The organism is Paenibacillus sp. strain BS8-2 (assembly GCF_054483835.1).
Map to the genome: position 1 here is coordinate 258306 of NZ_CM137010.1, position 22171 is coordinate 280476.

Here is a 22171-nt window from a genome sequence, read left to right on the forward strand (position 1 = left end):
ATGCGGCAGGCTTGTTATTTCCATCATTCACGATAACTTCGAGATACCAGCTTTGATACTCGCTCCAATGTAACCATGGTCCTTCCAGAAAACGAGGCGTACGCCCTGCGGCGCCGCCTCGTTCTCTGCTTATTCGCTTTTCTTGAAGTGGTATAGCTTGCTTGCAAAGTCGCCATGGAATTGCGGTGTTGCAAGCCCAGCATACATGAGCTCGTCACCGCCATATGTGATGCCGGAGCCTTGCAATAAGTAGTCGGCCGCCGGGTCCAGGCCTTGCAGGCGGAAGCGGTCAAGCGGCGGGTTCGGCTCCTGAAGGACGGATACGAACACGACTGCGGCCTCCGACTTATCTTTAGACACGTACATCCATGCGGTTTCGTTGCCCTCGAACGGGCTCAGCAGGCGGTAGAAGTCACCGAACTGCACTAGATGACGAATGTTTTTGTACGCGGCTACATGCTCCTTAACGAGCACCTTTTCTTCTTCCGTGAATTGGGTCAGATCCAGCTCGTAGCCGAAGTTGCCGGATAATGCCACATTCGCTCTCGTCTCCAGCGAGGTGATTCGGCCGACTTGGTGATTCGGCACGGCCGATACGTGAGAGCCCATCGTGCTGATCGGATACACGATACTCGTACCGTATTGGATCTTGAGGCGCGAGATCGCATCGGAGTTATCGCTAGTCCATGTTTGGGGCATGTAATACAGCATGCCCGGATCGAAACGTCCGCCGCCGCCGGAGCAGCTCTCGAACAGGATATGCGGGAAGCTCGACGTAATCCGCTCTAATACAGCGTATAACCCTAACATATAACGATGAGCGGTTTCTCTTTGGCGATTGGCCGGAAGCAGCGCGGAGCCAATCTCCGTCATATTACGGTTCATGTCCCACTTGACGTAAGTGATTGGCGCGCTGGACAGAATCGCCGACAACGATTCCACGATATAGTCCTGCACATCATGTCTGGACATATCCAGGATCAGCTGATGACGAGCTTGCGTCCGTCTGCGGTCCTCGACATGCAGACACCAGTCCGGATGGCTGCGATATAGCTCGCTGTTCGGCGACACCATCTCCGGCTCGAACCATAAGCCGAATTCCATGCCAATCGAATTCACACGCGAAACAAGATCCTCTAGTCCATTTGGCAGCTTGTTGCGATCGACGAACCAGTCGCCGAGCGACGAGTTGTCTTTGTCGCGTTTACCGAACCAGCCGTCGTCCAGCACGAAGAGCTCGATGCCAAGCTCTTTGCCCGCGCGGGCGATATCCTCGATTTTGTCGGCATTAAAGTTGAAGTACGTCGCTTCCCAGTTATTGATCAAGATCGGACGAGCTTGATCGCGGAAAACGCCTCTGCACAGCCGTGAACGGTACAGGTTGTGATAGCTGCGCGACATGCCGCCAAGTCCCGTGTCCGAGAACACCAGGATGGCTTCCGGCGTCTGGAAATAGTCGCCCGGCTCTAGCAGCCAGCTGAAATCGAAGCTGTTCAACCCTGCGAATACTCGGGAAGTATGGAACTGATCCACCTCAACGCCAGCTGCGAAGCTGCCGCTGTATACGAGGCTGACGCCATAGACATCGCCTTGCGTCTCTGTCGAACCTTCGCCAAGCAAAGCGATGAACGGGTTCTGCATATGGCTGCTGGATCCGCGGCGGCTCTCTACCGATTGCATGCCAGGAACGAGCTTACGTTTGTGTACATAACGCTCGCGTGCCCATGTACCCGAGAGCTGAAGCATCTCGTAACGGTCATGCGGCAGATCGAAGCTTGCGCTGTATGCCCGTTGCAACTGAAAGGACTTGTCGCTTTCATTGCTGATGCGAGCCGACCGCGCAATGGCGTTATGATCCGCAAATACGGTATATGACAACGTCACGCTAAGACCTGAATACGAATCCTTTAATACGATTTCCAGCGTCTTGGCTTCTGAAGCCTCTTCGGCATATACACCTGGAAGACCAGGAAGAGCCGGCTTGCCGTCAACGATGCGATGCGACTCGTATACAAGCTCTGTCACCGTCGAGCCGTTCGCCAATTGCACTTGGATGGCTGGGTTACGGAAGTCCGAGCTGCCATACGCCGGATACTCCTGTGGAAGCGTGTCAAGCGATAATGACAACTGATCCAGATCCGTGCTTGGGTTGAACGAACAACGCTCCTTAAGCTCTAACAATTGGTTCAGCGCCGTACCACGAACCTTGCGCCCCCAGTAATAATGCGCCAAGAACCCTTGCTCCGTAAGACCAAGCACATAACTTGTGTCGCCGGACTGGAGATGGAATATACGATTACTTTCATCAAATTGAATGAACATTTAGAATACCTCCACATCAAATTGTAGTCGTTAACAAACGAATAGAAACGGGTATTACTACTAAGGGAAGATTATGTTTGGGCTGGTATCCCGCAGCTTTCTCTCTCCACAAATGCCGTATTGACAATGGAGTGAATGGCTGTCTCCCGACCATCCAGCCGCTCGAGCAGCAATTGGACCGCCGTCCGCCCCATAAGCTCCGTGTATGCTTTGATCGTGGTAAGCGGCGGATTCAAATACGCGGATATCTCGATATCGTCAAAACCTATCAGGGACATATCTTCCGGTACGGACAGTCCCGCTTCATTAAGCGCGCGAAGCGCGCCGACCGCCATTGGGTCACTTCCCATCAGACAAGCCGTTGGGCGTTCATTGGCATCAAGCTCCAGCAGCTTACGCATCCCGCTATATCCGCCATTCGAAGACCACTCCGAGATGAGGTTGTATCTCGACTGGTAGAGCCCTTGTGCAGTTAGGACGGCAGCAAACCGATTCCTGCGCACATCGTACAGGTCCGATCGATCTCCTCGCTCCGCTAACGGACCGGACAGCCGGTGGATCGTCTCCTCGCCGCCAATATAGGCGATTCGGCGATGTCCTAACGATCCAAGATAGGACAAGGCATCGTCGATCGCTCCATCGAAGTTCATCCTAACCGCATCTATGTTGGAGGGGGCACTCGGATGATTGACCAGAATAATCCGTTCGGATTGGCTATACAATTCAAGGATGTCTTCTAGCCGAATAGATCCAACGACAATTAGCCCGTCCAAATTTTGGCATGGCGCAAGCTGAGTGCTGCTTCTGCCTCTCATCACCTTCGCAATCGACAGCCCCAGCTCCTCGCAGCGCAGCTCGATACCGCGGCGGATGGAAGAGAAGTAAGGATCGTCACCTTCATCTTCGACAGAGGACCACATGAGCAAGCCGATCTGCTGCCGGGAGAGATGTTCCTCTTGCTTCTGCTTCCGAATCCTGCTCGGCTTGTATGCGAGCTGCTCTGCGATACCGAATATGCGGCCTCTCGTTTCGTCGCTTACAGATAACGATTGATCATTGTTAAGCACGCGGGATACCGTAGCCGCGGACACGCCAGCTAGTGCGGCGATTTCCTTAATCGTGGCCATCCAATCGCTCCTAGAGGATATTTCAATAATAGGTTTGTGCATTCAAAATTTAGTTAATAAATTTACTTAACAAGAGTAATCCTATCAAAATCAGCATGTAATTTCAAGCGAATGCATCTGCTTACTGCAACCTTTTCACATCATGTCTTCGTCAATTCTGGTATCAAGTATCCACAATACCGATCCTTCCCGGATCGAAACCGAGGTGTTGCATATGCGAACCCGCACGATACTGATCATCTTAACCACGTTCATAGCCATTATGCTGTCAGGCTGTAAGGAATCCCCCACGAATACGGAACGGCCGGTCGACTCTGCCTCACCAACGCCGATCGCCACCGAACAGCCGCAGCCAACTGCGATACCGGAATCCACCGATGATCCGAGTCAGCCAGAAGATACCTTCGACAATCCAAGAGACGCAGCAGCCGCTGTCATTGAGACGCTTAAAGAATCTGATTGGGAACGGCTGAAGGCGTACATCCACCCGTCCAAAGGCATTTTGTTCTCGCCTTATGGCCATATCGATGCGGATCATGCCATCACTTTCTCTTCCGATGAGCTGCCGACTGCAAACGCGGATACCTCATATGTATGGGGCTCTTATGATGGATCTGGCGAACCGATTCAATTAACATTTGGCGAATACTACAAGAAGTTCGTATACGACAAGGATTTCGCTAATCCCGAGCAGGTTGGCTACGACAAGATTATCAGTCAGGGCAACACGGAGCCGAACATAAAAGACGTTTTCCCTGAGGGTTATTCTGTCGAATATTACTTCAGCGGCTTTGACAAAGAATTTGCGGGGATGGACTGGGCAAGTTTGATCCTCGTGCTAGAAGAGGTTCAAGGCAACTGGTATGTATGCGCAGTCGTTCATTCGCAGTGGACCATCTGATCGGTCGAGTCGCAGGTAGGACGACAGAAAACATGAAATGGCGATGCATGGGTATTCGAACCCGTACATCGCCATTTCTTTTATTCCCATGTTTGCTTGCTTTATTACGTTGTATTTACGCTGTATTTACGTTGTATTTACGTTGCATTCAGTAAGATTATTTGCTTTGTTTGGATTGCGTCGAGCCTACATTTCCTTTGCCCGTGTCGCTGGAACCTTTGGAAGCATCATCTTTGGAATCAGGTTTAACATCCGGTTTAGGTGCAACCGTCGGCGCTGCCGTTGGCGCTTCGGTAGGCATTACAGTCGGCGCAGGGTTCGGAGCTGGCGCAACCGTTGCGCTAGGAGTAGGTTCCTGGCGGGAATCCTTCCCCTTGTCCTTGCCGCGTCCAGGCCATTGATCTCCGCCAGCCTTTCTTAATTCCGCATGAAGCTGCTCCACGCTCTTGCCTTCGGTTTCGATACCGTGCTCCTTCGCAATCTCCTGCAGACGCTCCAGTCGTTTGGCCTGGTGTTCAGCCTTGAATGCCTCCCATTTCTCGGGATTCGTTTTTCTTGCTTCCTTCAGCTCCTGCTTCAATTGATCAGCGGACTTCCCTTCGGTCTGAAGCCCGAAATATGCCGCCATCTCACGAAGCTTCGTCAGACGGTAAGCTTCGAATTCTGTGCGGGACATCTCGCCTTTATGATGACCGCGCTCTCCATCCACATGCTGAATGTGCTCCGGGCCTTCGGCAGCTGCATGGGAAGTAAGGCCGTATGCGGAAGCAAGCAGCAGCGTGGTCGCGAGCGCAACCGATACTTTTCTGAACATCATAACATCTCACGCCTTTCTATCCTCGTTGGTAGGTTGGGATATGTGTGGATCCCATCCCGATTATTCTAACCAACCCGCTGGACGAATAGACATGAACCGACAAATTACGCAGAACTTGACTCTGATTCCAGCCCCCTCAGCTTCTCAAGCAGCGCTTCTTTGGAGAAATGCTCGCCTATAAATACAGCCACATCCAGCACCTTTCCTTGTGGCTCGATCCGGATGAAATCCGACTCCTTGAAGGCGTACTGGAACAAGAATCGACTGCCTCCCGATGTATCCGAGAATGATAAAATGCCTTTGGCTCGATAGATGTTGTCAGGGAGTCCGTTCAACAACTGCTCGAACGCTTCACTATCTACCGGTCCGTTCAAATAATAGGTCAACGACATGACATGGTCATGACTGTGATGATATGCGCCTTCAGATTGTTCGCCTATCAATGAATGTGTTGCTTCTGGCTCCTCCATCCAATTCGCCCTAATGACAGGAGACGTCCCTGCCTGTGCAAGCAATAACTCCCACTCATTGGTGTCGCAGCGGACGGAAGGAACAATTGGGGCATACACGTTCATCTCTCGCAGTTGCTGCTGCGCCTCGACCAGCTCATCCGGAGCGAGCAGATCCGACTTGTTCAGCAGCAGTACGGTGCCGCATCGAATCTGATCACGCATCAGCTTGTACGTTCGCCCCTTGCCATCTCTAGCGCGCTGCAGAAGATGAGGGCCATCCACAACAGTAATAACCGCCTTCAGCTCGATCGGATGATACATCGCGGCTTCTGTCACCCCGTCAAGCAGCTCCATGGGATGCGCCGCTCCCGTCGCCTCAATGACGATGGCATCCGGCCGATGCTGACGGATGAGCCCCTCCATCTCGAGTCCCAAATCTCCGCGCATACTGCAGCAGATGCAGCCGCTTAACATCTCAGCCATCGGTACGCTCGATTCGACAAGCTGACCATCCAGATTGATATCGCCGAGCTCGTTCATGATAACAGCTGGCCTTCTCCCTTCCGCCTTAAGCCGCTCCAGCAGCCGGCCAAGCAGCGTTGTCTTACCGCTGCCAAGGAATCCCGTAAGTACATATACCGGAATCGGTGCATGACCGTCCTTATAATCGAATGTCATCCTTCTTTCCTCCGGTTCTCCCTATTGTTTCGCGCTAACCTTCTCCATTGTAGCTTGCAAGGCGGCTGCGATCTCCTCCGGCTCCGCTTCTCCGGCAAGAAGTCGCTTCAGTCCGTCATTCAGCACGTCCGCTGCTTCACGAGACATATATCCGTCATACACAGGCGTAAGGCTCACGCTGTTTACTAATTCGTACACTTCCGCGAAGATCGGAGACACCTTGTTCCGATCCAGATCGATCTTATAGCTGACCAATTGATTACTCTCCAGCGTCCGCCTCTGGGCATCCGGCCCCGACATGGCGTAGATAAGCCGAAGAGCCGCTTCGCGCGTCTCCCCTTGAGCCTTGCTGCTCAGCCCCATACCGGAGCCTATTGCTCCAGATAACGTTCTTGGATCCCCTTTGCCCTCAGGCATGGTAGGTAGTACGGTAGCACCGATCCGCTGGAGTTCTTCCGTCTTCGCATTCGCAGCCAGATTGGTTAACGCCCAACCACCGTCGATCATCATAGCCGCGCCTCCACGCGCGAACAGCATCTCCATCTCCAAGTTGTCGAGCTCCTCATAACCTTCTTGGAATACATCCTCTTGACCAAGCTCCTTCATATACGATAGAGCTTGGACAAACTCGGGATCCATAAAGGACGCCCCTTCACCGCTCACCGCTTGCATAAACCAGCTTGTCCCGGTCACTCGGTCCGCAAGCGAGCTGAAAATACTGGATTGCGCCAGCCACCCCGCCTTGTTTCCGAGCGCAATAGGAGCAATGCCCCGCTCATTCAGCTCGCGGCTAACTTCTATAAGCTCCTCCCACGTACGCGGAACTGTTAGCTTCTGCTCCAAAAAAATGGATTTGTTGTAATACAGAATCGAGGTTGGAGACAACCCCATCGGAGCGCTATATGTATCATCGTCTTCGGTGAAGGCCTCCATGGAACCAGGAAGGAATCCATCACGCCACTCCGGATAGTCGTCAAGCAACGAGTTGATAGGCTGAATGACGCCGGAATCCGCGAATCCCTTCGTCATGGCTCCGCTCCACATGACGAATACATCTGGAAGCTTGTCCTCTTGCGCCGCTTGGAGAATTTGCGCACGGTAATCATCGGGATTGATCGCACGTACATGCAGTTCCACATTCGGATACTGCTCCTCGTACGACTCGATAATACCGCGCATCATGATAGAGCGAAGATCTTCCGCATAAAAATTATGCCACAGCGTTAGTTGTATGTTCTCAGTTGAATCATTACCCTCGCCAGGATCGTTCCCCATACCGCAAGCAGCTAACACGGCTAGGCCAGCTAAGCCTACTCCGACCGTTGCGATTGTTCTTTTCAAATCACATGTCCTCCTTTGCAATACGTATTTTTATAACCATTATAATGAATATGTGTCGAAATGTGGAGTCGGATTCGCATATAGTGTCGAATGCGGTCGTAATTTGCTTTGAACATGTCAAACCCCCAAGCGCGGACGCTTGAGGGTTTACATGCTATTTCAGCTCATGGATTGTGAGTGCGACAAGGATTAGTAGCAAAGAGTTTTAACGATGATAACCAGAAGGATGAAAAGAACCAGGATTGCGCCAACGCTGTTGTATGCGCCGCCGACAGGTCCGCAACCTGTGCCTGCTACCGGGTAATGATTGTTTCCTCCGCCAGATACGTTTGCTGCATAATTCATTAAGTTTTCAGCTCCTTTAATGTTAAGGTACAGTATCCTATGTATATTTCCCCCAAATGTATAGGCACTTTGATAAATTGTGCGTTTGCACATTTTATTGGGATGCCGTCACCTTTTCCCTCCAGTCACGGCAGTTGTCCATCCCCATACAGACCCTTGTCCCGTCTTTCGGGGCATAAGCCCAAGTTATTTGCCACAGGAACAAATACCCAGTCAACGAATGTCATAGGAGCATAACCTACAGAGTACTCAAAACGTAAGGAGGTGCATGTAACAATGTCCGGTTGCGTTGGTGGTGCTTATAATAACGTTGGAGCTATCCTAGTCCTCTTCATTCTGCTGGTGATCATCGCTTGCAGTTTTGGAAACAAATGGTTCTAATTCATGTCTGATTGTATCCTCCATGCATAATGACATGAATCGCAGCAGCGATCACAAAGGAAGGCCCGCCCCTGTGCGGGCCTTTCCTTCGGTCTAACACAGGTCAAGCCCTAAGCACGATATGTAGAGACACCAGGATATTGGAATCCTGTTACGGCATATAATGTTGCAACGATGTTAGCGTGATAAGTGCTGGTCCAACAGAATAGGAAATGAGGTGCTCCATGCCGATCCGTTCAGAATGGTATCGCAATACGATGTTGACCATCGCTGACCAGAAGATTGTTCGAACAATGACGGTAAAGTACGGCAAACGGCTGGCCGCCAGATTTATCGCAGGCGAAGAGCTTCCTATGGCGATCTCTGCAGCCAAGGCATTAAACCTCAAGGGTATCATGGTAACGCTGGATCATTTGGGGGAAGGGATTCGGGAGGTTTCCGAAACAGTCGGGTATCAACATGCTTATCATCTGTTGCTGACCGGGATCGCCGATCATGGTCTAAGCGCCAATGTCTCACTCAAGCCTACGCAGATGGGACTTGCGCTTGATGCCGAAGCCTGCTATGCCAATATTAAAGAGGTCGTGCAGCATGCTGCCACGGTTGGCAACTTTGTGCGGCTGGATATGGAAGATTCGCCTTATACGGATGCTACGCTCGCCATTGTCCGACGACTACATGGTGAAGGGCTGCGCAATGTTGGAACCGTCCTTCAGGCGTGCTTACTTCGGTCCTCAGCTGACGCGGAGCATTGTCTTGAGGAAGGCATTAGTCTCCGGCTCGTCAAAGGCGCTTACAAGGAGCCTGCCAGCATTGCGTTTCAGAAATCGAGTGAGATCGCAGAGCAGTTTAAGAACTTGATTGCTTTGCACTTGGATCGTGGTGTCTATACAGCCATTGCCACACATGATGATGCAATTTTCCGGTTCGTCAAACAATATGCAGCTGATCGAGGCATACCGCCATCCAAATTCGAATTTCAAATGCTGTATGGACTTCGTACCAATGAACAAATAAACCTCGCCAACCAAGGTTATCGGGTCCGATGTTACATTCCATACGGGCAGATGTGGTACCCTTATTACACGCGCAGACTAGCGGAGAAGCCAGGGAATCTCTGGTTAATTATACGGAATTTCCTCCGATGACCAAGAGTTTACGATATTCGTCACTCCCACTTATAGTAAATTATCGTTATTTGTTGTAAAATGAGGAGATCACTTTGCAAATCCAACTAACGCTAAAGGAGACGAACGTCGATGAATACTTGCGAATGCCGGAATCGAATCGAACAACTTCGCAGAATCATGGAACTCACGTTCAATAATTTCGAATCCTTTACCAATGCGGCAGTTCTTGAAGCAAGCCAATCCCTTGACGATGCGCTCGTGCAATATCGCTCATGCCCTGACTATGACTTTTGCAACTCTAATGGCTGCAGAGTACGCTGGCAAGATGTTGACCATCTTCAAATGAACACCACGATCAAGAAACGTATCGCTGGGTAGTGGCCATTCGCATCTTTTGATATAAGGACGACACAATAGAAACCTCGAATATGACTCTTTCGCAGAGCCGTATGCGAGGTTTCTCGTGTGAAAGGTATTGTTGCGAGCCGTGTGATCGTGGCGGTCCGTTCGATTCGTGCGATTCATGCGATTCGTGCGATTCATGCGATTCGTGCGATCCGTGCGATTCATGCGATTCGTGCGATCCGTGCGATTCATGCGATTCGTGCGATCCGTGCGATTCATGCGATTCGTGCGATTCGCTCTTTTCGTACGTTAAAGTCGATGTTCGTTCTGTTTGTTCCTTGTGATCCATGTACCTTTCGGCTGCTCCGTTGGCAGCAACTCTATCTGTGCCGTCAACCCGCTTGGTCTGATCTCCATGTAGGACCGACGCTCACCGTACGGCTGTGACATTCCGATCCTAAATCCGCGAGCCGCAAGTGTGTCTATCCATTCTGTATGTGTTCGTTTCATGCGCCATCCTCCTGCTGTACAGTATGCGAAGAGGAAACGATGTGCAAACCAAGACTTCATGAAATGCTTTAATTTTTTGGTTTCTTTAGATATTGAATCAAGTAATTCTTCATTTGCGTCTATGCAAGAGTCATATAGGCTGACGCATGTCAATGCGAGACCACTGTGTCGTCCATTGACCATTAGGAGCACCAAGGTGAAACGGCTAAGCCGTCCTTTGGCGGCGGGGCGCGTTTCATTCCGAGAATTCTAAGTCCAGATAAGGTGCGAAACTTATAAATTCTGGCGTGTAATATACTCCTTTTATAAAGGAAAATCCCCAGCGACTATCGAAGAAAGAAGCACCTGACGAAGAGCTTCAATCTAACCACCCACCACAGGAGGTTGAAGTCACATGGGGAAATCCCAACATATTCAAGGCTTAAAGGGAACAAAGTTCAGTCAACAACTGCGAGGTGTTAACCTGGAGCAAGTACTCATCGTAGCGATCGATGCGGCAAAGCTCCACCAAAAAGCACTCATATGCAATTATTTCGGCGACGTGATTGAGAAACCCTTCTTTTTTTCCGTCAGTCAATCCGGAATGAAACTCCTATACGACACGATTGAAAGAGCCATTCGAGACACGGAAGCCGTACGCTTGTTTCTTGGCATTGAAGCAACCGGCCACTACTACGAGGACATTGTCAGACAGATGACCATGCATGGGTACCACGTTCAAATTCTCAACGCCTACACGACCTCTGAAGAGCGTGCCAGCGCTCTTAGTTGGTGCAAAACCGATGACCTCGACCTCGTCGCCATTGCTCACGCCATTCGTAACAATAAAGCGACGGAGTATCGTTTAACGGAAGGCCTGCAAAGACAGTTGCGCGTCCTAACTCGTGCAAAGCGCTCAGAAATTCGCAAGCGTTCTAGCCTTCGTATGGAGATCCGAAACATCCTGGATATCGTCTGGCGAGAGTATCAAGGTTACGCCGAACACCAGAATGGAAGAGCTAAGAAAATAAAAGTGTTTAGCGACTTGTGGGGGAAAGCATCTCTCTACTTCATGGAGTACTACCCGCACCCCGCTCTCGTTTTGCAACTTGGTGAGATGGGGCTACGGAAGCTTTCCGTTCAGCACAACTTGAAGTTGCGTACGAACGCAATCGGCAAGCTGCTTCATGTGGCAAAGGAATCACTTGCCTCAGACGTGCAGACGCTCCGTCCCGAGCTCATGGTGCTACGTATGAAGCTACAGGACCTCCGCGCCTTCGATGCCAAAATCAATACGCTGGACAATGAGATTGAAAACCTGTTGCTTCAGACCGACGGTAGCTTACTCTTTACGGTTCCTGGACTCGGCGTATCCTTGGCGGCAGAGCTCTACGCGGAGATCGGTAATGTCTTGGATTATCAGCATGCCGGGCAACTCATCAAGAAGGCCGGTACCAATCCGATCGTCAAGCAGTCAGGCGGCGGCGCGGGCTCTTATCGCAAAATCTCCAAGCAGGGCAATACTCACTTACGCTATGTCACTTATCTAGCTGGGCGGAGCCTCTGCTTGCATAATGAGGACCTGAAGCCGTTTTACGAACGTCTCAGAAGCCGAGGCAAGCACGAACGCGCAACCTTTGTAGCAATGGGCAACAAGATGCTTAAGATCGCTTTTGCCATGTTACGCGATAAGCAGCCGTTCCATTCCTCCAAGCCAGCTTATCGGCTCGTGCAGGAAATCAACAAAAAGCTCGCCTTTAATTGCATGATCACATCAAGCGCTGCCTAGATACAAAGAAAAATGATGAAGTCGGTATGTCTGGGACCGAGGGAAGATCGGATCAAATTCTGGAGGCCCAGACCTCGTACTAAAGCGTTATCCACCTCGTCCTGTCAATGCGAATTGTACGTTAGAACAGCTATCTGCACTCAGCCAGATTGCATACAGGATTGAAACGAGGCTATTTCTTCAGATTCGAGACATACCGCTTTCGTCCACCGCTTTTCGTCAGTTGGTAACCCTATTTTTAAAATTCTACAGGTTAGGTGTGTTTGGGGTGCTCTAAAGTCCGTAAAAAGTAGTTGACATAGTACGCTTAGAATTCAAGAAAAGTGCAGTTTGAAAACACCCTTACATACAGTAGGCTGCGATCCAACCTTGTGGCTCCAACGTATGTAAAAATCTACTTACAATGTGCTTCGACCCAAGCAAGTGGGCTAGCACCAGTGAAACGCCTGACGGCGTCTTAGGAGGCGGGGCGCGATACATCCCGCGATTACTTCACTCAGATAATGTACAAAACTTATAATTTTGCGTTTTTCATTTTGCATTTAGAATCTAGAATTTAGAATCTAAATTTAGAGTTTAGAATCTAAATTCAGCATCTAAAATTCAGCATCTGGAAATTGAAATAGGGTAAGGATTTAATACTTTCAGATAATAAGTAACAAGGTGAAACGGCTATCGCCGTCTTTGGCGGCGCAGCGCGTTTCATTCCGAGAATTCTAAGCTCAGATAAGATGCAAAAACTTATAAATTCTTAGAATTAAAAAAAGACGACATCGTCGCCTTTTCTCCCATCTATTCCGTCGGCTTTAGCCGATTATCATCCGTTCCGTACGTTTTCCAAAAAACGAGATCGTCTTGGAAGTCGATTCTTCCTTCGACTCAGACGGCTTCACCTTAAAACCGTGCGCCTCCAGCACTCGAAGCGCCTTCGCACGTTCTTCCCCTTGTATAACGGGAATTCTCTGAATGTCATCCATGACTTCGACCTCCTCCGGCATCGTTATTCCCATTATAGTATATTCGAGCCAACAATTCACGCAGAACTTGATCTGACTCCTTCATCGTCTCATCGATGAAAGCATTGGATTCGTCGTGCAGCCCCGGGCTGAAAATAATAAGCGCCAGCATTCGATCCCTTGGCATTTGAATTTCCGTCGCGTAATACACACGGTCCTTTTTCTCGTCGTTACCAATGTTGGAGAAAACATAATAGTTCGTTTTCATGAGAATCGCCATCAAAATACCGGAGCGAAGCATTTGATCCAGCTTCTCAGCTTTTTCCTCAGACAGCTCATGCTCCACGCGTATATCCAGGTAAGTCGCCATCATGCCAAGCGCGATCCGGCAGAAAGCGAATTCCACCGCATCCTTGCCCGTATATTGTGCTGCGCTCTTCGCTTGCAGCCTGGATTGCAGCCGATCGGCTAGCTCGATTGCAGGCATCAAATCATGCGTGGCAAGCGCCTTCTGTGCTTCGCGAAGCTCCTTGTACAGCCTCGTCGGCACATTATAATAATGCTGTGAGAAAATATTGACGTTCTCTCCCTCGCTGGCATATTCGCCGATATTCTTAACCGCGATGCGCGTGTTCCCCCGCCCGATCATGATTTCATATTGAAAGAGCTGCGCCGCGATCGCATAAGGATTACGTTCTACAAACGATTGCGCAGCTTTGCCTAACAGATAACGCATCTGCAGCGGTCTCTGCTCCTCGCTGAGCAGCGCCATGATCCGTTTCTCGTCCTCCAGCAGCGTCTCCAGTTCCCCTACCCGGCGCCTGTAGACGCGGATCACGATGGCCACGAACGTCGCCCCAAAGAAAAATACCGACCAGAACGGTACCGAAAAAATAAAGTTATCATCTAACCATGCCAATATCGGCTCGAACCAGGTCTGCTCGGCGTATTTCTTAACGATCTCCGAGCCCCAGAACCACATCACCAGCCCAATGATGATCAGCAGGTCAGTCCAGAACAGCTTTTTCCCCATAAGCGGCCCTCGTTTTCCGTGATAGATTTCTCTAGTATACCAAAAAAAGGCAGATGGGGATAGAAGAGTCCGCGGCTCCGGCGCGTAAAGGGTATCTCCGCTCCGATCGGACTGCAGTAAAAAGCCGACTCCCCATGCGGACACGGGAATCCGGCTTTTCGGTTTTGACTAGGCTGGTTTTGCCATTTGCTAGACATTTGCTAGACGACTAAGGCAAGCCTCTTGCTAGATGGACTAGAAGGCAAGCTCCTTGCTAAACGGTATATTGAACTAGCCGCTAGCTGCTAAACTTCGGCGACAGCCTGGCAAGCCTCTCGAACATCGAATCGTCTACCCGCGCTCCGTTCGCATACAGCTCCGCCCCGTCTTCGCCAATTGCCGCCGTCAAACGTCCGTCCGTGATCCGAAGGCCGATCAGACCCCCGCCGCGAATCTCGAACCCGATGCCCGCATAGCGGAACGACAGATTTAGCTCCCCGCCCAGCCGCGGCATAAGCGTCAGTACGGTTCCGTCGTCGTCATGCGAGGTTTTGCAAAGCACGTTAGGAGGCAATTGCAGCTCCTTGTAAGCTTCCAGCTCATGCAACAGGGATTCGCAATAAGGCGTGAGCGGCAGCTCGAACGCGTAATAGTCGACATTGCCTCTTCGCGCCGCGATGGCCAGGTCGTCATGCCTGATCGTCAACTTGGCATCCCCGGCTCCGTCCGCAACGGATAACGGGAAGCACTTCATCGGGATCCGTTCGTTCGTAAACCACAGGTCCCAAGCCACGTATTCGTATTCTCCGGGATAGTCAGTCTCGGGAGGTGCTTGAGCGCTACGTCCGTCCAAGTTTTCGTTTCCGCGTACCGCCGTTCCCGTAAACTCCGCAAACTCTGCGGTTATATCCCTGCCCTCCGTCGTGCAAGCCGCGGGCGGACCGATAAAGATCAGACGTTTCCCGGACCATTCGCCATAACGCCTAATTCTCTCCCAGGTTGCCTCCGGCAGCATAGCCGGCCAAAGCACGATCAGCGCGTCGTAGCGCGAGAGCTCTTCTTCGAAGGATGGCACGACGTCGACCTCCACGTGACGCAGCATCAGCTTGTGCAGCAGCGCCTTCATGCTCAGGCGGTGATAATGCATGAAGGGATCGTTGCGATGAGCAACCGATTCCCATGCGTACATCAAGGCGACCCGTGGACGGCTGACCGCTTGGCCGATAAACCGCTGCATCGCCCTCTGCATGGAGACGCAGCGCCCCGTCATCTCCCAAGTCGGGTGATGCGGATAGCCGGGGCCGAACGGTCCGGAATGCCCGTAAGCGTGGGCGACCCAGCGCACGTTGCGGGCGGCGAGCAAGCGATGGTAATACGTCATCTTGCCCGAGGTCGGCTCGCGATCCCAGCACATGTTGTACGCCAGGCCGCTGTCCGAATATTTCGCGAGCGACTCCGCCAGCATCGTCATGGAAATCATCGTCCGCTCGGCGTCGTATTGCGCGTCGACAAACCCGCCGCTTAAGTTATCCGCCAGCTTAAAGTAATCGATATTGCCGGCCCACAAATCGCCGGAGTTTCCTTCGCCCCACCACGTGCTGTGGAAGCCCATGAAGGACGCCGGGCCATGCTGCGCTTCGTAACGCTCCCTCACCTGCTTCTGGATTCGGTACGTCAGCTCCATCGTCAAATTGTAATAGTCATAACGCAGCTTGCCGGAGCTCTCATCCGCCGACTCGTGCCGCATCAGGTAAATTCGATCGAGGAAGTCATAGCCGGAGCTCCGGCGAAAGGCTTCCAGAAAGGCCGTACCGCCCAGGTAGACATCCTCCTTCTTGCTGCCGGCTCCGAATTCGTCCATGGCGAAACCGTCAAGCTTCATGCCCCGGTAACAATCGAACGTTTCGTCAATGGACTCGGCCATGGCGGGGCTCGCAAAATCGGGATAATCGGTAGAGTAGGACGCATACAACAGCACCTCGCCGTCCGCGCCGTACGTTCCGCGAAGCAAGGAGCGGCTCGTAATGGAGAGAGAGAGATCCTTCAATTCCGAGGTAATATCCTTGGCCTCCCTGATGATGCCCCCTTCCCGCTTGACGAGGAACGCTTTGGCGATGCCTTCGTACACCGGCCTCATCTCGATATGCCCGACAGACTCGAGATCGTGAAGCCTGATCTCGAGCTTGCCGTCACGTATGAAACCTTGGTGCTCTCTTATCCATTTCTGTCTCGCTTCGGGATGACGCTTGAGAAGACGCAACCCCGGCCAAGGTATGATCTGGACGAAGGAGAGGCCCTGCTTATGAGCCTCCTCCTCAGCCGCGCGCATGGCCCTCTGGCCGATCTCGTCGAATTCGCTATAGCTGCAATTCCGAAATTCGAGCGCGACCGCGTCGAAGCCCTTTCCCGCTATGTCCGCAACGGCATGCCGTATGCTGTCAGGTAGAGCCGCCATCGAAGTGTCGATCAGCAGCATAATAGGTGCCATTGTCATCGTTTTTTTCTCCCTTTTCCCTTACTCGAATCGGAACCAGTCAAAGTCGGTCGCGCCCGAGAACAAAATATAAATATCGTGGGTGCCGCTAGCCCCCGTAAGCGCCGCGGTTCCTTCCGTCCAGTTGCTCCAACCGCCCGTAGCAGGCGTCGTGATCGTCCCGATCTGCGTTCCCGTCAAGCTGCCAAGGCGCACCGTAGCCGTCTTGGTCGTGGATTCTCCGTTCGTGAATCTGAACTTCAATTGCGAGAAGCCGCTGCCGAGATTAACGCCGCTATACTTGACCCACGAGCCCGCGTTCAAGCCGCCGATCGTCGTCGTGTAGTTCGAGACGCTATAGCTGTCGCTGAAGCTTTCCGCTTGAATCGTAACCGGCGTCGGGGCGCTTACGCTGTCCTCGAACCGGAACCAGTCGAAGTCGGTCATGCCGGAGAACTTGATGTAAATATCGTGCGTGCCGCTAGCTCCGGTGAGCGAGCTCGTCGTCTCGACCCAATTGCTCCAGCCTCCCGTCGGCGGCGTCGAGATCGAACCGATCAGCGTGCCCGTGAGACTGTCCAGACGGATCTCGGCCGTCTTGGCGCTCACGTCTCCGTTCGTGAAACGCGTCCGCAGCGTCGCATAACCGCTTCCCAGGTTTACGTTACTGAACTTGACCCAATCCCCGTTATGAAGATCGCCGATCGCGGAGCCGAAATTGACGATGCCGCTCATGTCGTTGTAGCTCTCCGCTTGCAGCGTCAACGTGCTGCCGCCTCCCGAAGACGTGTATGCGGCCGTCGATACGGCCGACTGCAGCATGCCCGCTTTGCCCGCGATCGCTTTGACGGTCTGCGGCAGCGTCACGGTCAAAGGAGCCCGGTAGATGGGCGAGTTCGCGTTCGGCGTGCTGCCGTCCGTCGTGTAGCGGATCGTCGCTCCGGTCGTCGCCGAAGCGATCGTCACGGTTGGCGGCGTGCCGTACGCGCCGGCCGTCGGCGTAAACGTAGGCGCGGCTACGGTGGACTGGGAGGCCGCCGCTCCCGCGTTATTGGCATTGTACGTATTATGCGCGCCGGTATTATTAACGAAAGCGCTGGTTACGTTGGCCGTCTTGTTGCCCGCCAGAACCGTGCCGTAGCTGCTATGCGTCAAGGTGACCGCGTATTGTTTGTTGCGGACCGTGTTGTCCTCGACGATCGTGTTTGTCGTGTCCCCCGATACCGTCACGTCGTTGTTGCCGTCGTAGTAGCCGATATCTGCCGCGGAGACATAAATGCCGGTGTTGTAGGATGGCGCTTCCGTGATGCTGTTGCCGACCGGCGTTTCGTTTGTGCCCGTCAGGTCGTTGTCCCTGAATTCATTGCCAAACGCTTGAACGGCATAGTAATGGCCGCCGCCGTTATCGAACCGCTCGGAGGCGACTCCCACGCCCGAGTTTTTGCTAAGCGGGGACACGCCCGTCAGGACGTTGCCCTTCACCTTGTTGAAGTAATTGGGCGACAAGTTGGACTCGTTTCCGTTCTTGACGTTCACGCTCCAGATAAAGACACCTTCCGAATCCAGGAACGTGTTGTTCGCCACGACGCTGTCGTAGGCGTTGCCGAACAGCCAGATGCCCTTGTCGTTGTCGGTAATCGTATTGTTGTAGGCTGTCGTATGCTCGTTAGGGGTAATAAGGGTCCATTTGCTCGTGTTATCCGGCATTTTGTCCCAGATCCTGTCGACCGTGATCGTGTTGCCGGAGATGCCCGTTACTCGGCGCAGTTGTCCGAGCCCCGTCCCGTCGATGATCTGGATGGCCGGATAGCTGTACATGACGGTTGGCGCAACCAGCGCGCGATCCGCGCTGACCGTGACGTTAAGTCCGCTTGCCGAGCTCACCGTGCCGTAGTTAAAATAGCCGCTCGGCGCTTCCGACATGATCGCTTCCCCGTCGTTATCGTGGCCGTCGACAAGCCCGCTCGCCACGGATCGCATGCCGATAATCGTATTGTCCGCCAGATAGTTGTTGGCGCGTACCGACAAACCGTGCTTCTCGGCGTTGACGGCGGTATGCCCGATAAGGGTGTTGCCCGTCGCGATGTAATATTCCGCCGTATTGACGTAGACGCCGAAGCTGAATTCCATGTACGAGTTCGTGAACGAAGAGTACTGGTTGACGTAGTTATGCGCGTAACCCGCAAAACCGCGGAAGTCGCTGTCCGCCACGAGGAACCGTTCCTTGCCGAGCGTCATCATCGGGAAGCCGCGCTGCCCCGGCGCGCCGTTCGTGCCGAGATCGTAATCGATCTTTACGCCTTTAAGGAACATCTGCTCGGCCGTGCGTTGCAATACGTTGCCCGCCGGATAGGTCGGATTGCCGCTTCCGTCCAATACCTCCCACGGAGAACCTAGGATGAGGAAGATGTCCGGACGGCTCGTATGGCCCGGAGCGATCGTCACCGTCAGATTGGCGATGCCGACCTGGCCGAAGTTCGTTTTGCTATCGATGGCCGTGGCGCCGCCCGTCCCGATATATTGCAGAATCGTGCCCGCGCGGCTCTGGCCGCGTAGAACGACTTTGCGCGAGAGATGCAAGGACGTGATCCGGTACGTGCCGTCGGCCAGATAGACGACGCCCCCGTTCGGATTCGCTCCCGCCGCGTCGATGGCGGCCTGAATGTCGGCGGTCTCGTCGACGCCGCTGTTCGGCGTAGCGCCGTACGAGCTCGCGTTTACTTGGTTCGCCCAGTTGAAGTTGCCCGCCCAGGCGACGCCAAGACCCAGCGGATCGCTGCCCGCGGCGACGACTTGCAGCTGTTGTCCGCTGCTCGGCTTGCTCCAGTGCACGCCGCCGTCGTTCGTAATTTCGACGTCGTACGTCCCTAGCGGCATACCGGACGAGATGGTAAACTCGGCCATGTACGCGTTGCTGGATACGATCGTCTGATTCACCGTGTTCGAGCTGTTCTTCAGCCGAACGACGGTTCCGTTAGCCGCCCCGAACTCGGAGCCCGCGAAGTTCCGTCCGACGACCGTTATTTTCTGGCCGGACCAGGCTTGCTTCTCGGAGATCCAGATCGCGCGAGCCGCATTGAGCTTGGCCGGGGCGCTCCAGCCCGTCGCGTTCTTGACCCACACGTTATAGACGCCTGCTGTCGCGCCGCTTGGCATCGTCACCGTGACGTAATTCCCTTTGCGATCGCTCTGGATAATGGTCGGATGCAGCGCATCGACAGGCGGCGTAGCCGGAGAGGTATTCGCCACATCCAGCTTGATCGCAACGTCTTGCGAGGTCGCCGTCATGTCCCAGCCGGTAATCGTAAACGTCTTTCCCGCCTGCACGGCGTCCGACATCCGGTGAATCTTTGGCGCGTCCGCGGCATGGACCGGACGGACGTCCAGCGCGGCCACCAACGTCAATAACAGGGCCATAACCAACAATCGGGACAAGCCTGCGCGTAGAGAGCTTCTAACCAAAGAGTACATAATTAGCCTCCTGACAATTTGGATTATTAAAATGTAAGCGATTACCGAGATGTCGTATAGAATCCCCCGGCTATCCGCCAAGCCTGTTTGGCCTGCCGTCTCACCGGGGGGAATTCCTTATTTCAGCGCATCAAGCTGATCTTTGTTGGCCGTTTTGAAATATTCGTCGATCTTTTTACGCAGCTCCTCGTTGCCGCCGTTTTTCGTCGCGATTTCGCCGAACTGCTTCCATAGCTCCTCGAAATGCGCGTCGTCGCGTGCCGCAAGCGTCTTGGTCAACGCTTTCTCGAAGGCGTCGCGGCCTTTCCAGAACTCGTCGGCCTCCGGCACGACGCCGAAGAAGTTCCAGATCTGCATGTCGTTGTTGATCGGTATGCCTAGATCCGAGTACGAATTGTTGGGCAAATTGCCCGGATCGAAGAAGTTTCTTGCCTCGGAAGGCGATAGGACGCGATCATAGCTGTAGAACGGCGAAACTTGGGAGCCGCCCCACATGTAAGTCGGATAATAAGGCCAGCCGCTGCCGTAAACGTTCGTCGATGCCAGTCTCGTGTTCGCCAGGTTGTAATGAAGCGACTTGCCGTTATCCTTGTTGTAAACCATGGCGTCTTCGAGCTCTTTGTCCTTGAACTTGCGCTTGCCGTCTACTTCGTCGAACAGTCCCGCGCTCTTCGGTCCCCATGTGTACATCTTCTCGCCGAGCTCGGATACCATGTAATCCAAGAAGCGAACGACTTGCGGCAAATCCTCTTCCTTCACGCTGTCCTTGAAGATCACGACGCCGATATTGTTCTTGACGCCGCCCATCGGCGAAATAAATTTATCCGTGTTGACCGGGGAATCCAAGAACACTTTGCGGTAACGGTACGTTTTGCCGGCGGCCTTCATCACGTTCTCGTCCGGCTGATCGTACAGGTAAGCAACCGCGTATTGACCGTTATTGATCTTCTCCAGATGCATCGCGTTGTTCTCGACGAGCGAGTTCGGATCCATCACTTTATCGCGCACGAGCTTGTTGAAGTCGTGGACGATATCCTTGAAGAACGGCTGTTGGAACATAAATTCGATCTGCTGCGTTTCTTTGTCGAAGTACGTAAAGTAGTTGCTGCCCTTCGGCAGGCGACCATAGAGGTTGGCCAGAACGGCCAGCGTCCCCCAGTTGTCTTGGCCTCCGAATGCGTAGCTCACCTCGACCGGCTTGCCATTCTCCGTGATATTCTCGGTTTTGATTAAAGTCTGAAGGTCGTACAGCAGCTTCGTGAAGTCTTCCGTCGTCTTAACCGGAACGTCGAAGAGATCTTCTCTGCTGAACTTGCCGCCCTTCTCGACGAACAGCGCGTCGATCTCGTCCTGAGACTTGGCCTCCGGATACAGCTTCTTCAAGAGGTCGTCGCGCACCCAGATGAATTGGTCCGTGCCTTCGAGCGCGTTCGGGGTGACGAATGACGGATCCATCATTTTGATCGAGCGGTCGGGATCCCCCATCTGCGTCGGGAAGGAGTAGATGCTTCCGTCCTGATCGTTGTTCGTCGAGAAACGTTTGACGTAAGGGAACGTCTCGAAGCTTAGACGCTTCTGCAGGTTCGGCGCGTACTTCTCGATCGCCTCCGTCAAATCGTAAGCCTTGCCGGCCGCGAACATGTCCTTGAGGCTGCCCATGCCGGAGTCGGTAACGAAAGCAAGCTCGGGCCAATCGTTCGCCGCGTTGATCATGCCGAGCTTCACGTCGATCGCTTGCCCGCCGTTGTCGAACGAGCCGTCCTTGTCGATCTCGATGCCCGTTACCCGCTTGATCTCCGGACTGACGATGTCCTCCGTAGGCACCGGCCGTTTGGCGTCCCCCGTTCCGTGAGCGTACCAAATCTTCAGCTTGAGCTGTTTGCCGGTCCAGTCCGGCAGCTCGGAGCTGTCTGTCACTTCTTCGTACATGTCGTAATAGGCTTTTTCTCCGGAAACGTTTTCATTTGTCGAATTGGTCGGAGCCGTCGTTCCCGCCGGGCTATTGCCGTCGTTCGTGCAGCCTGCCGCAAGCGACATCAGCAAGGCCGCGGCCGCGGTCAGCGTAACCGTATTTCGCATCCGTAATTTCATGTGTTCTCCCCCTAGAATGAATTGGCATCTATATCATGCCGGACCTTGCAG

General features: G+C 53.1%; 16 protein-coding genes. 5 read left to right on the forward strand and 11 right to left on the reverse strand.

The features are described from left to right. Window positions 1-129: 129 nt before the first annotated feature. Together ACX1C1_RS01120 and ACX1C1_RS01125 are read right to left on the reverse strand one after the other, a co-directional pair. Window positions 130-2322: an alpha-galactosidase gene (locus ACX1C1_RS01120; RefSeq protein ID WP_458955363.1), complete on the reverse strand. Its 2193-nt coding sequence runs from the start codon at window positions 2320-2322 to the stop codon at window positions 130-132. A 71-nt stretch (window positions 2323-2393) separates the two neighbouring features. After that, window positions 2394-3449: a LacI family DNA-binding transcriptional regulator gene (locus ACX1C1_RS01125; protein ID WP_458955364.1), complete on the reverse strand. Its 1056-nt coding sequence runs from the start codon at window positions 3447-3449 to the stop codon at window positions 2394-2396. 214 nt (window positions 3450-3663) lie between these two features. Here ACX1C1_RS01125 and ACX1C1_RS01130 point away from each other — a divergent pair, with 214 nt between their 5' ends. Then, a complete protein-coding gene (locus ACX1C1_RS01130) occupies window positions 3664-4350 on the forward strand; it encodes a hypothetical protein (protein WP_458955365.1) in 687 nt (228 codons plus the stop codon). A gap of 157 nt (window positions 4351-4507) precedes the next feature. On the opposite strand, the gene ACX1C1_RS01135 is transcribed toward ACX1C1_RS01130, so the two are convergent. The 4 genes from ACX1C1_RS01135 to ACX1C1_RS01150 all read right to left on the reverse strand — a co-directional run bounded on the left by ACX1C1_RS01135 (window position 4508) and on the right by ACX1C1_RS01150 (window position 7983). Beyond that, window positions 4508-5167 (reverse strand): hypothetical protein, encoded by a 660-nt coding sequence (locus ACX1C1_RS01135; RefSeq protein ID WP_458955366.1) that lies wholly within the window; start codon window positions 5165-5167, stop codon window positions 4508-4510. A 104-nt stretch (window positions 5168-5271) separates the two neighbouring features. Continuing rightward, a complete protein-coding gene (locus tag ACX1C1_RS01140; RefSeq protein WP_458955367.1) occupies window positions 5272-6297 on the reverse strand; it encodes a CobW family GTP-binding protein in 1026 nt (341 codons plus the stop codon). A gap of 21 nt (window positions 6298-6318) precedes the next feature. After that, a complete protein-coding gene (locus ACX1C1_RS01145; RefSeq protein ID WP_458955368.1) occupies window positions 6319-7638 on the reverse strand; it encodes an extracellular solute-binding protein in 1320 nt (439 codons plus the stop codon). A gap of 189 nt (window positions 7639-7827) precedes the next feature. Beyond that, window positions 7828-7983, reverse strand: coding sequence for a hypothetical protein (locus ACX1C1_RS01150; RefSeq protein ID WP_458955370.1), 156 nt, complete (start codon window positions 7981-7983; stop codon window positions 7828-7830). Between the two features lie 605 nt (window positions 7984-8588). Between ACX1C1_RS01150 and ACX1C1_RS01155 the strand changes: the two genes are divergently transcribed. The 4 genes from ACX1C1_RS01155 (at window position 8589) to ACX1C1_RS01170 (ending at window position 12117) form a co-directional block, all read left to right on the forward strand. Beyond that, window positions 8589-9512 (forward strand): proline dehydrogenase family protein, encoded by a 924-nt coding sequence (locus ACX1C1_RS01155; protein ID WP_458955371.1) that lies wholly within the window; start codon window positions 8589-8591, stop codon window positions 9510-9512. 111 nt (window positions 9513-9623) lie between these two features. Continuing rightward, a complete protein-coding gene (locus ACX1C1_RS01160; protein WP_458955372.1) occupies window positions 9624-9872 on the forward strand; it encodes a Spo0E family sporulation regulatory protein-aspartic acid phosphatase in 249 nt (82 codons plus the stop codon). Between the two features lie 87 nt (window positions 9873-9959). Further along, the gene (locus tag ACX1C1_RS01165) at window positions 9960-10286 is read left to right on the forward strand and encodes a hypothetical protein (protein WP_458955373.1); all 327 of its coding nucleotides are present in this window, start codon (window positions 9960-9962) and stop codon (window positions 10284-10286) included. Between the two features lie 457 nt (window positions 10287-10743). Beyond that, the gene (locus ACX1C1_RS01170) at window positions 10744-12117 is read left to right on the forward strand and encodes an IS110 family RNA-guided transposase (protein ID WP_458955374.1); all 1374 of its coding nucleotides are present in this window, start codon (window positions 10744-10746) and stop codon (window positions 12115-12117) included. A gap of 806 nt (window positions 12118-12923) precedes the next feature. On the opposite strand, the gene ACX1C1_RS01175 is transcribed toward ACX1C1_RS01170, so the two are convergent. The 5 genes from ACX1C1_RS01175 to ACX1C1_RS01195 form a co-directional block, all read right to left on the reverse strand. After that, window positions 12924-13094, reverse strand: coding sequence for a hypothetical protein (locus ACX1C1_RS01175; protein ID WP_458955375.1), 171 nt, complete (start codon window positions 13092-13094; stop codon window positions 12924-12926). Next, entirely contained in the window at window positions 13087-14106 is a 1020-nt protein-coding gene (locus tag ACX1C1_RS01180; protein WP_458955376.1) for a hypothetical protein, read from the reverse strand. The genes ACX1C1_RS01175 and ACX1C1_RS01180 overlap by 8 nt, the downstream gene beginning before the upstream one ends. A 277-nt stretch (window positions 14107-14383) precedes the next feature. After that, the gene (locus ACX1C1_RS01185) at window positions 14384-16579 is read right to left on the reverse strand and encodes a hypothetical protein (protein WP_458955377.1); all 2196 of its coding nucleotides are present in this window, start codon (window positions 16577-16579) and stop codon (window positions 14384-14386) included. Window positions 16580-16600: 21 nt separating this feature from the next. Beyond that, entirely contained in the window at window positions 16601-20029 is a 3429-nt protein-coding gene (locus ACX1C1_RS01190) for a carbohydrate-binding protein (protein WP_458955378.1), read from the reverse strand. A gap of 117 nt (window positions 20030-20146) precedes the next feature. Beyond that, the gene (locus ACX1C1_RS01195; protein ID WP_458955379.1) at window positions 20147-22120 is read right to left on the reverse strand and encodes a type 2 periplasmic-binding domain-containing protein; all 1974 of its coding nucleotides are present in this window, start codon (window positions 22118-22120) and stop codon (window positions 20147-20149) included. Window positions 22121-22171: the final 51 nt, after the last annotated feature.

Bases quoted from the DNA above. Each gene is read 5' to 3' on its own strand.
- ACX1C1_RS01155 (WP_458955371.1), top strand. From the start codon at position 8,589: ATGCCGATCCGTTCAGAATGGTATCGCAATACGATGTTGACCATCGCT.
- ACX1C1_RS01185 (WP_458955377.1), bottom strand. From the start codon at position 16,579: ATGACAATGGCACCTATTATGCTGCTGATCGACACTTCGATGGCGGCT.
- ACX1C1_RS01140 (WP_458955367.1), bottom strand. From the start codon at position 6,297: ATGACATTCGATTATAAGGACGGTCATGCACCGATTCCGGTATATGTA.
- ACX1C1_RS01170 (WP_458955374.1), top strand. From the start codon at position 10,744: ATGGGGAAATCCCAACATATTCAAGGCTTAAAGGGAACAAAGTTCAGT.
- ACX1C1_RS01180 (WP_458955376.1), bottom strand. From the start codon at position 14,106: ATGGGGAAAAAGCTGTTCTGGACTGACCTGCTGATCATCATTGGGCTG.
- ACX1C1_RS01160 (WP_458955372.1), top strand. From the start codon at position 9,624: ATGAATACTTGCGAATGCCGGAATCGAATCGAACAACTTCGCAGAATC.
- ACX1C1_RS01125 (WP_458955364.1), bottom strand. From the start codon at position 3,449: ATGGCCACGATTAAGGAAATCGCCGCACTAGCTGGCGTGTCCGCGGCT.
- ACX1C1_RS01190 (WP_458955378.1), bottom strand. From the start codon at position 20,029: ATGTACTCTTTGGTTAGAAGCTCTCTACGCGCAGGCTTGTCCCGATTG.
- ACX1C1_RS01130 (WP_458955365.1), top strand. From the start codon at position 3,664: ATGCGAACCCGCACGATACTGATCATCTTAACCACGTTCATAGCCATT.
- ACX1C1_RS01150 (WP_458955370.1), bottom strand. From the start codon at position 7,983: ATGAATTATGCAGCAAACGTATCTGGCGGAGGAAACAATCATTACCCG.
- ACX1C1_RS01120 (WP_458955363.1), bottom strand. From the start codon at position 2,322: ATGTTCATTCAATTTGATGAAAGTAATCGTATATTCCATCTCCAGTCC.
- ACX1C1_RS01135 (WP_458955366.1), bottom strand. From the start codon at position 5,167: ATGATGTTCAGAAAAGTATCGGTTGCGCTCGCGACCACGCTGCTGCTT.
- ACX1C1_RS01175 (WP_458955375.1), bottom strand. From the start codon at position 13,094: ATGGATGACATTCAGAGAATTCCCGTTATACAAGGGGAAGAACGTGCG.
- ACX1C1_RS01195 (WP_458955379.1), bottom strand. From the start codon at position 22,120: ATGAAATTACGGATGCGAAATACGGTTACGCTGACCGCGGCCGCGGCC.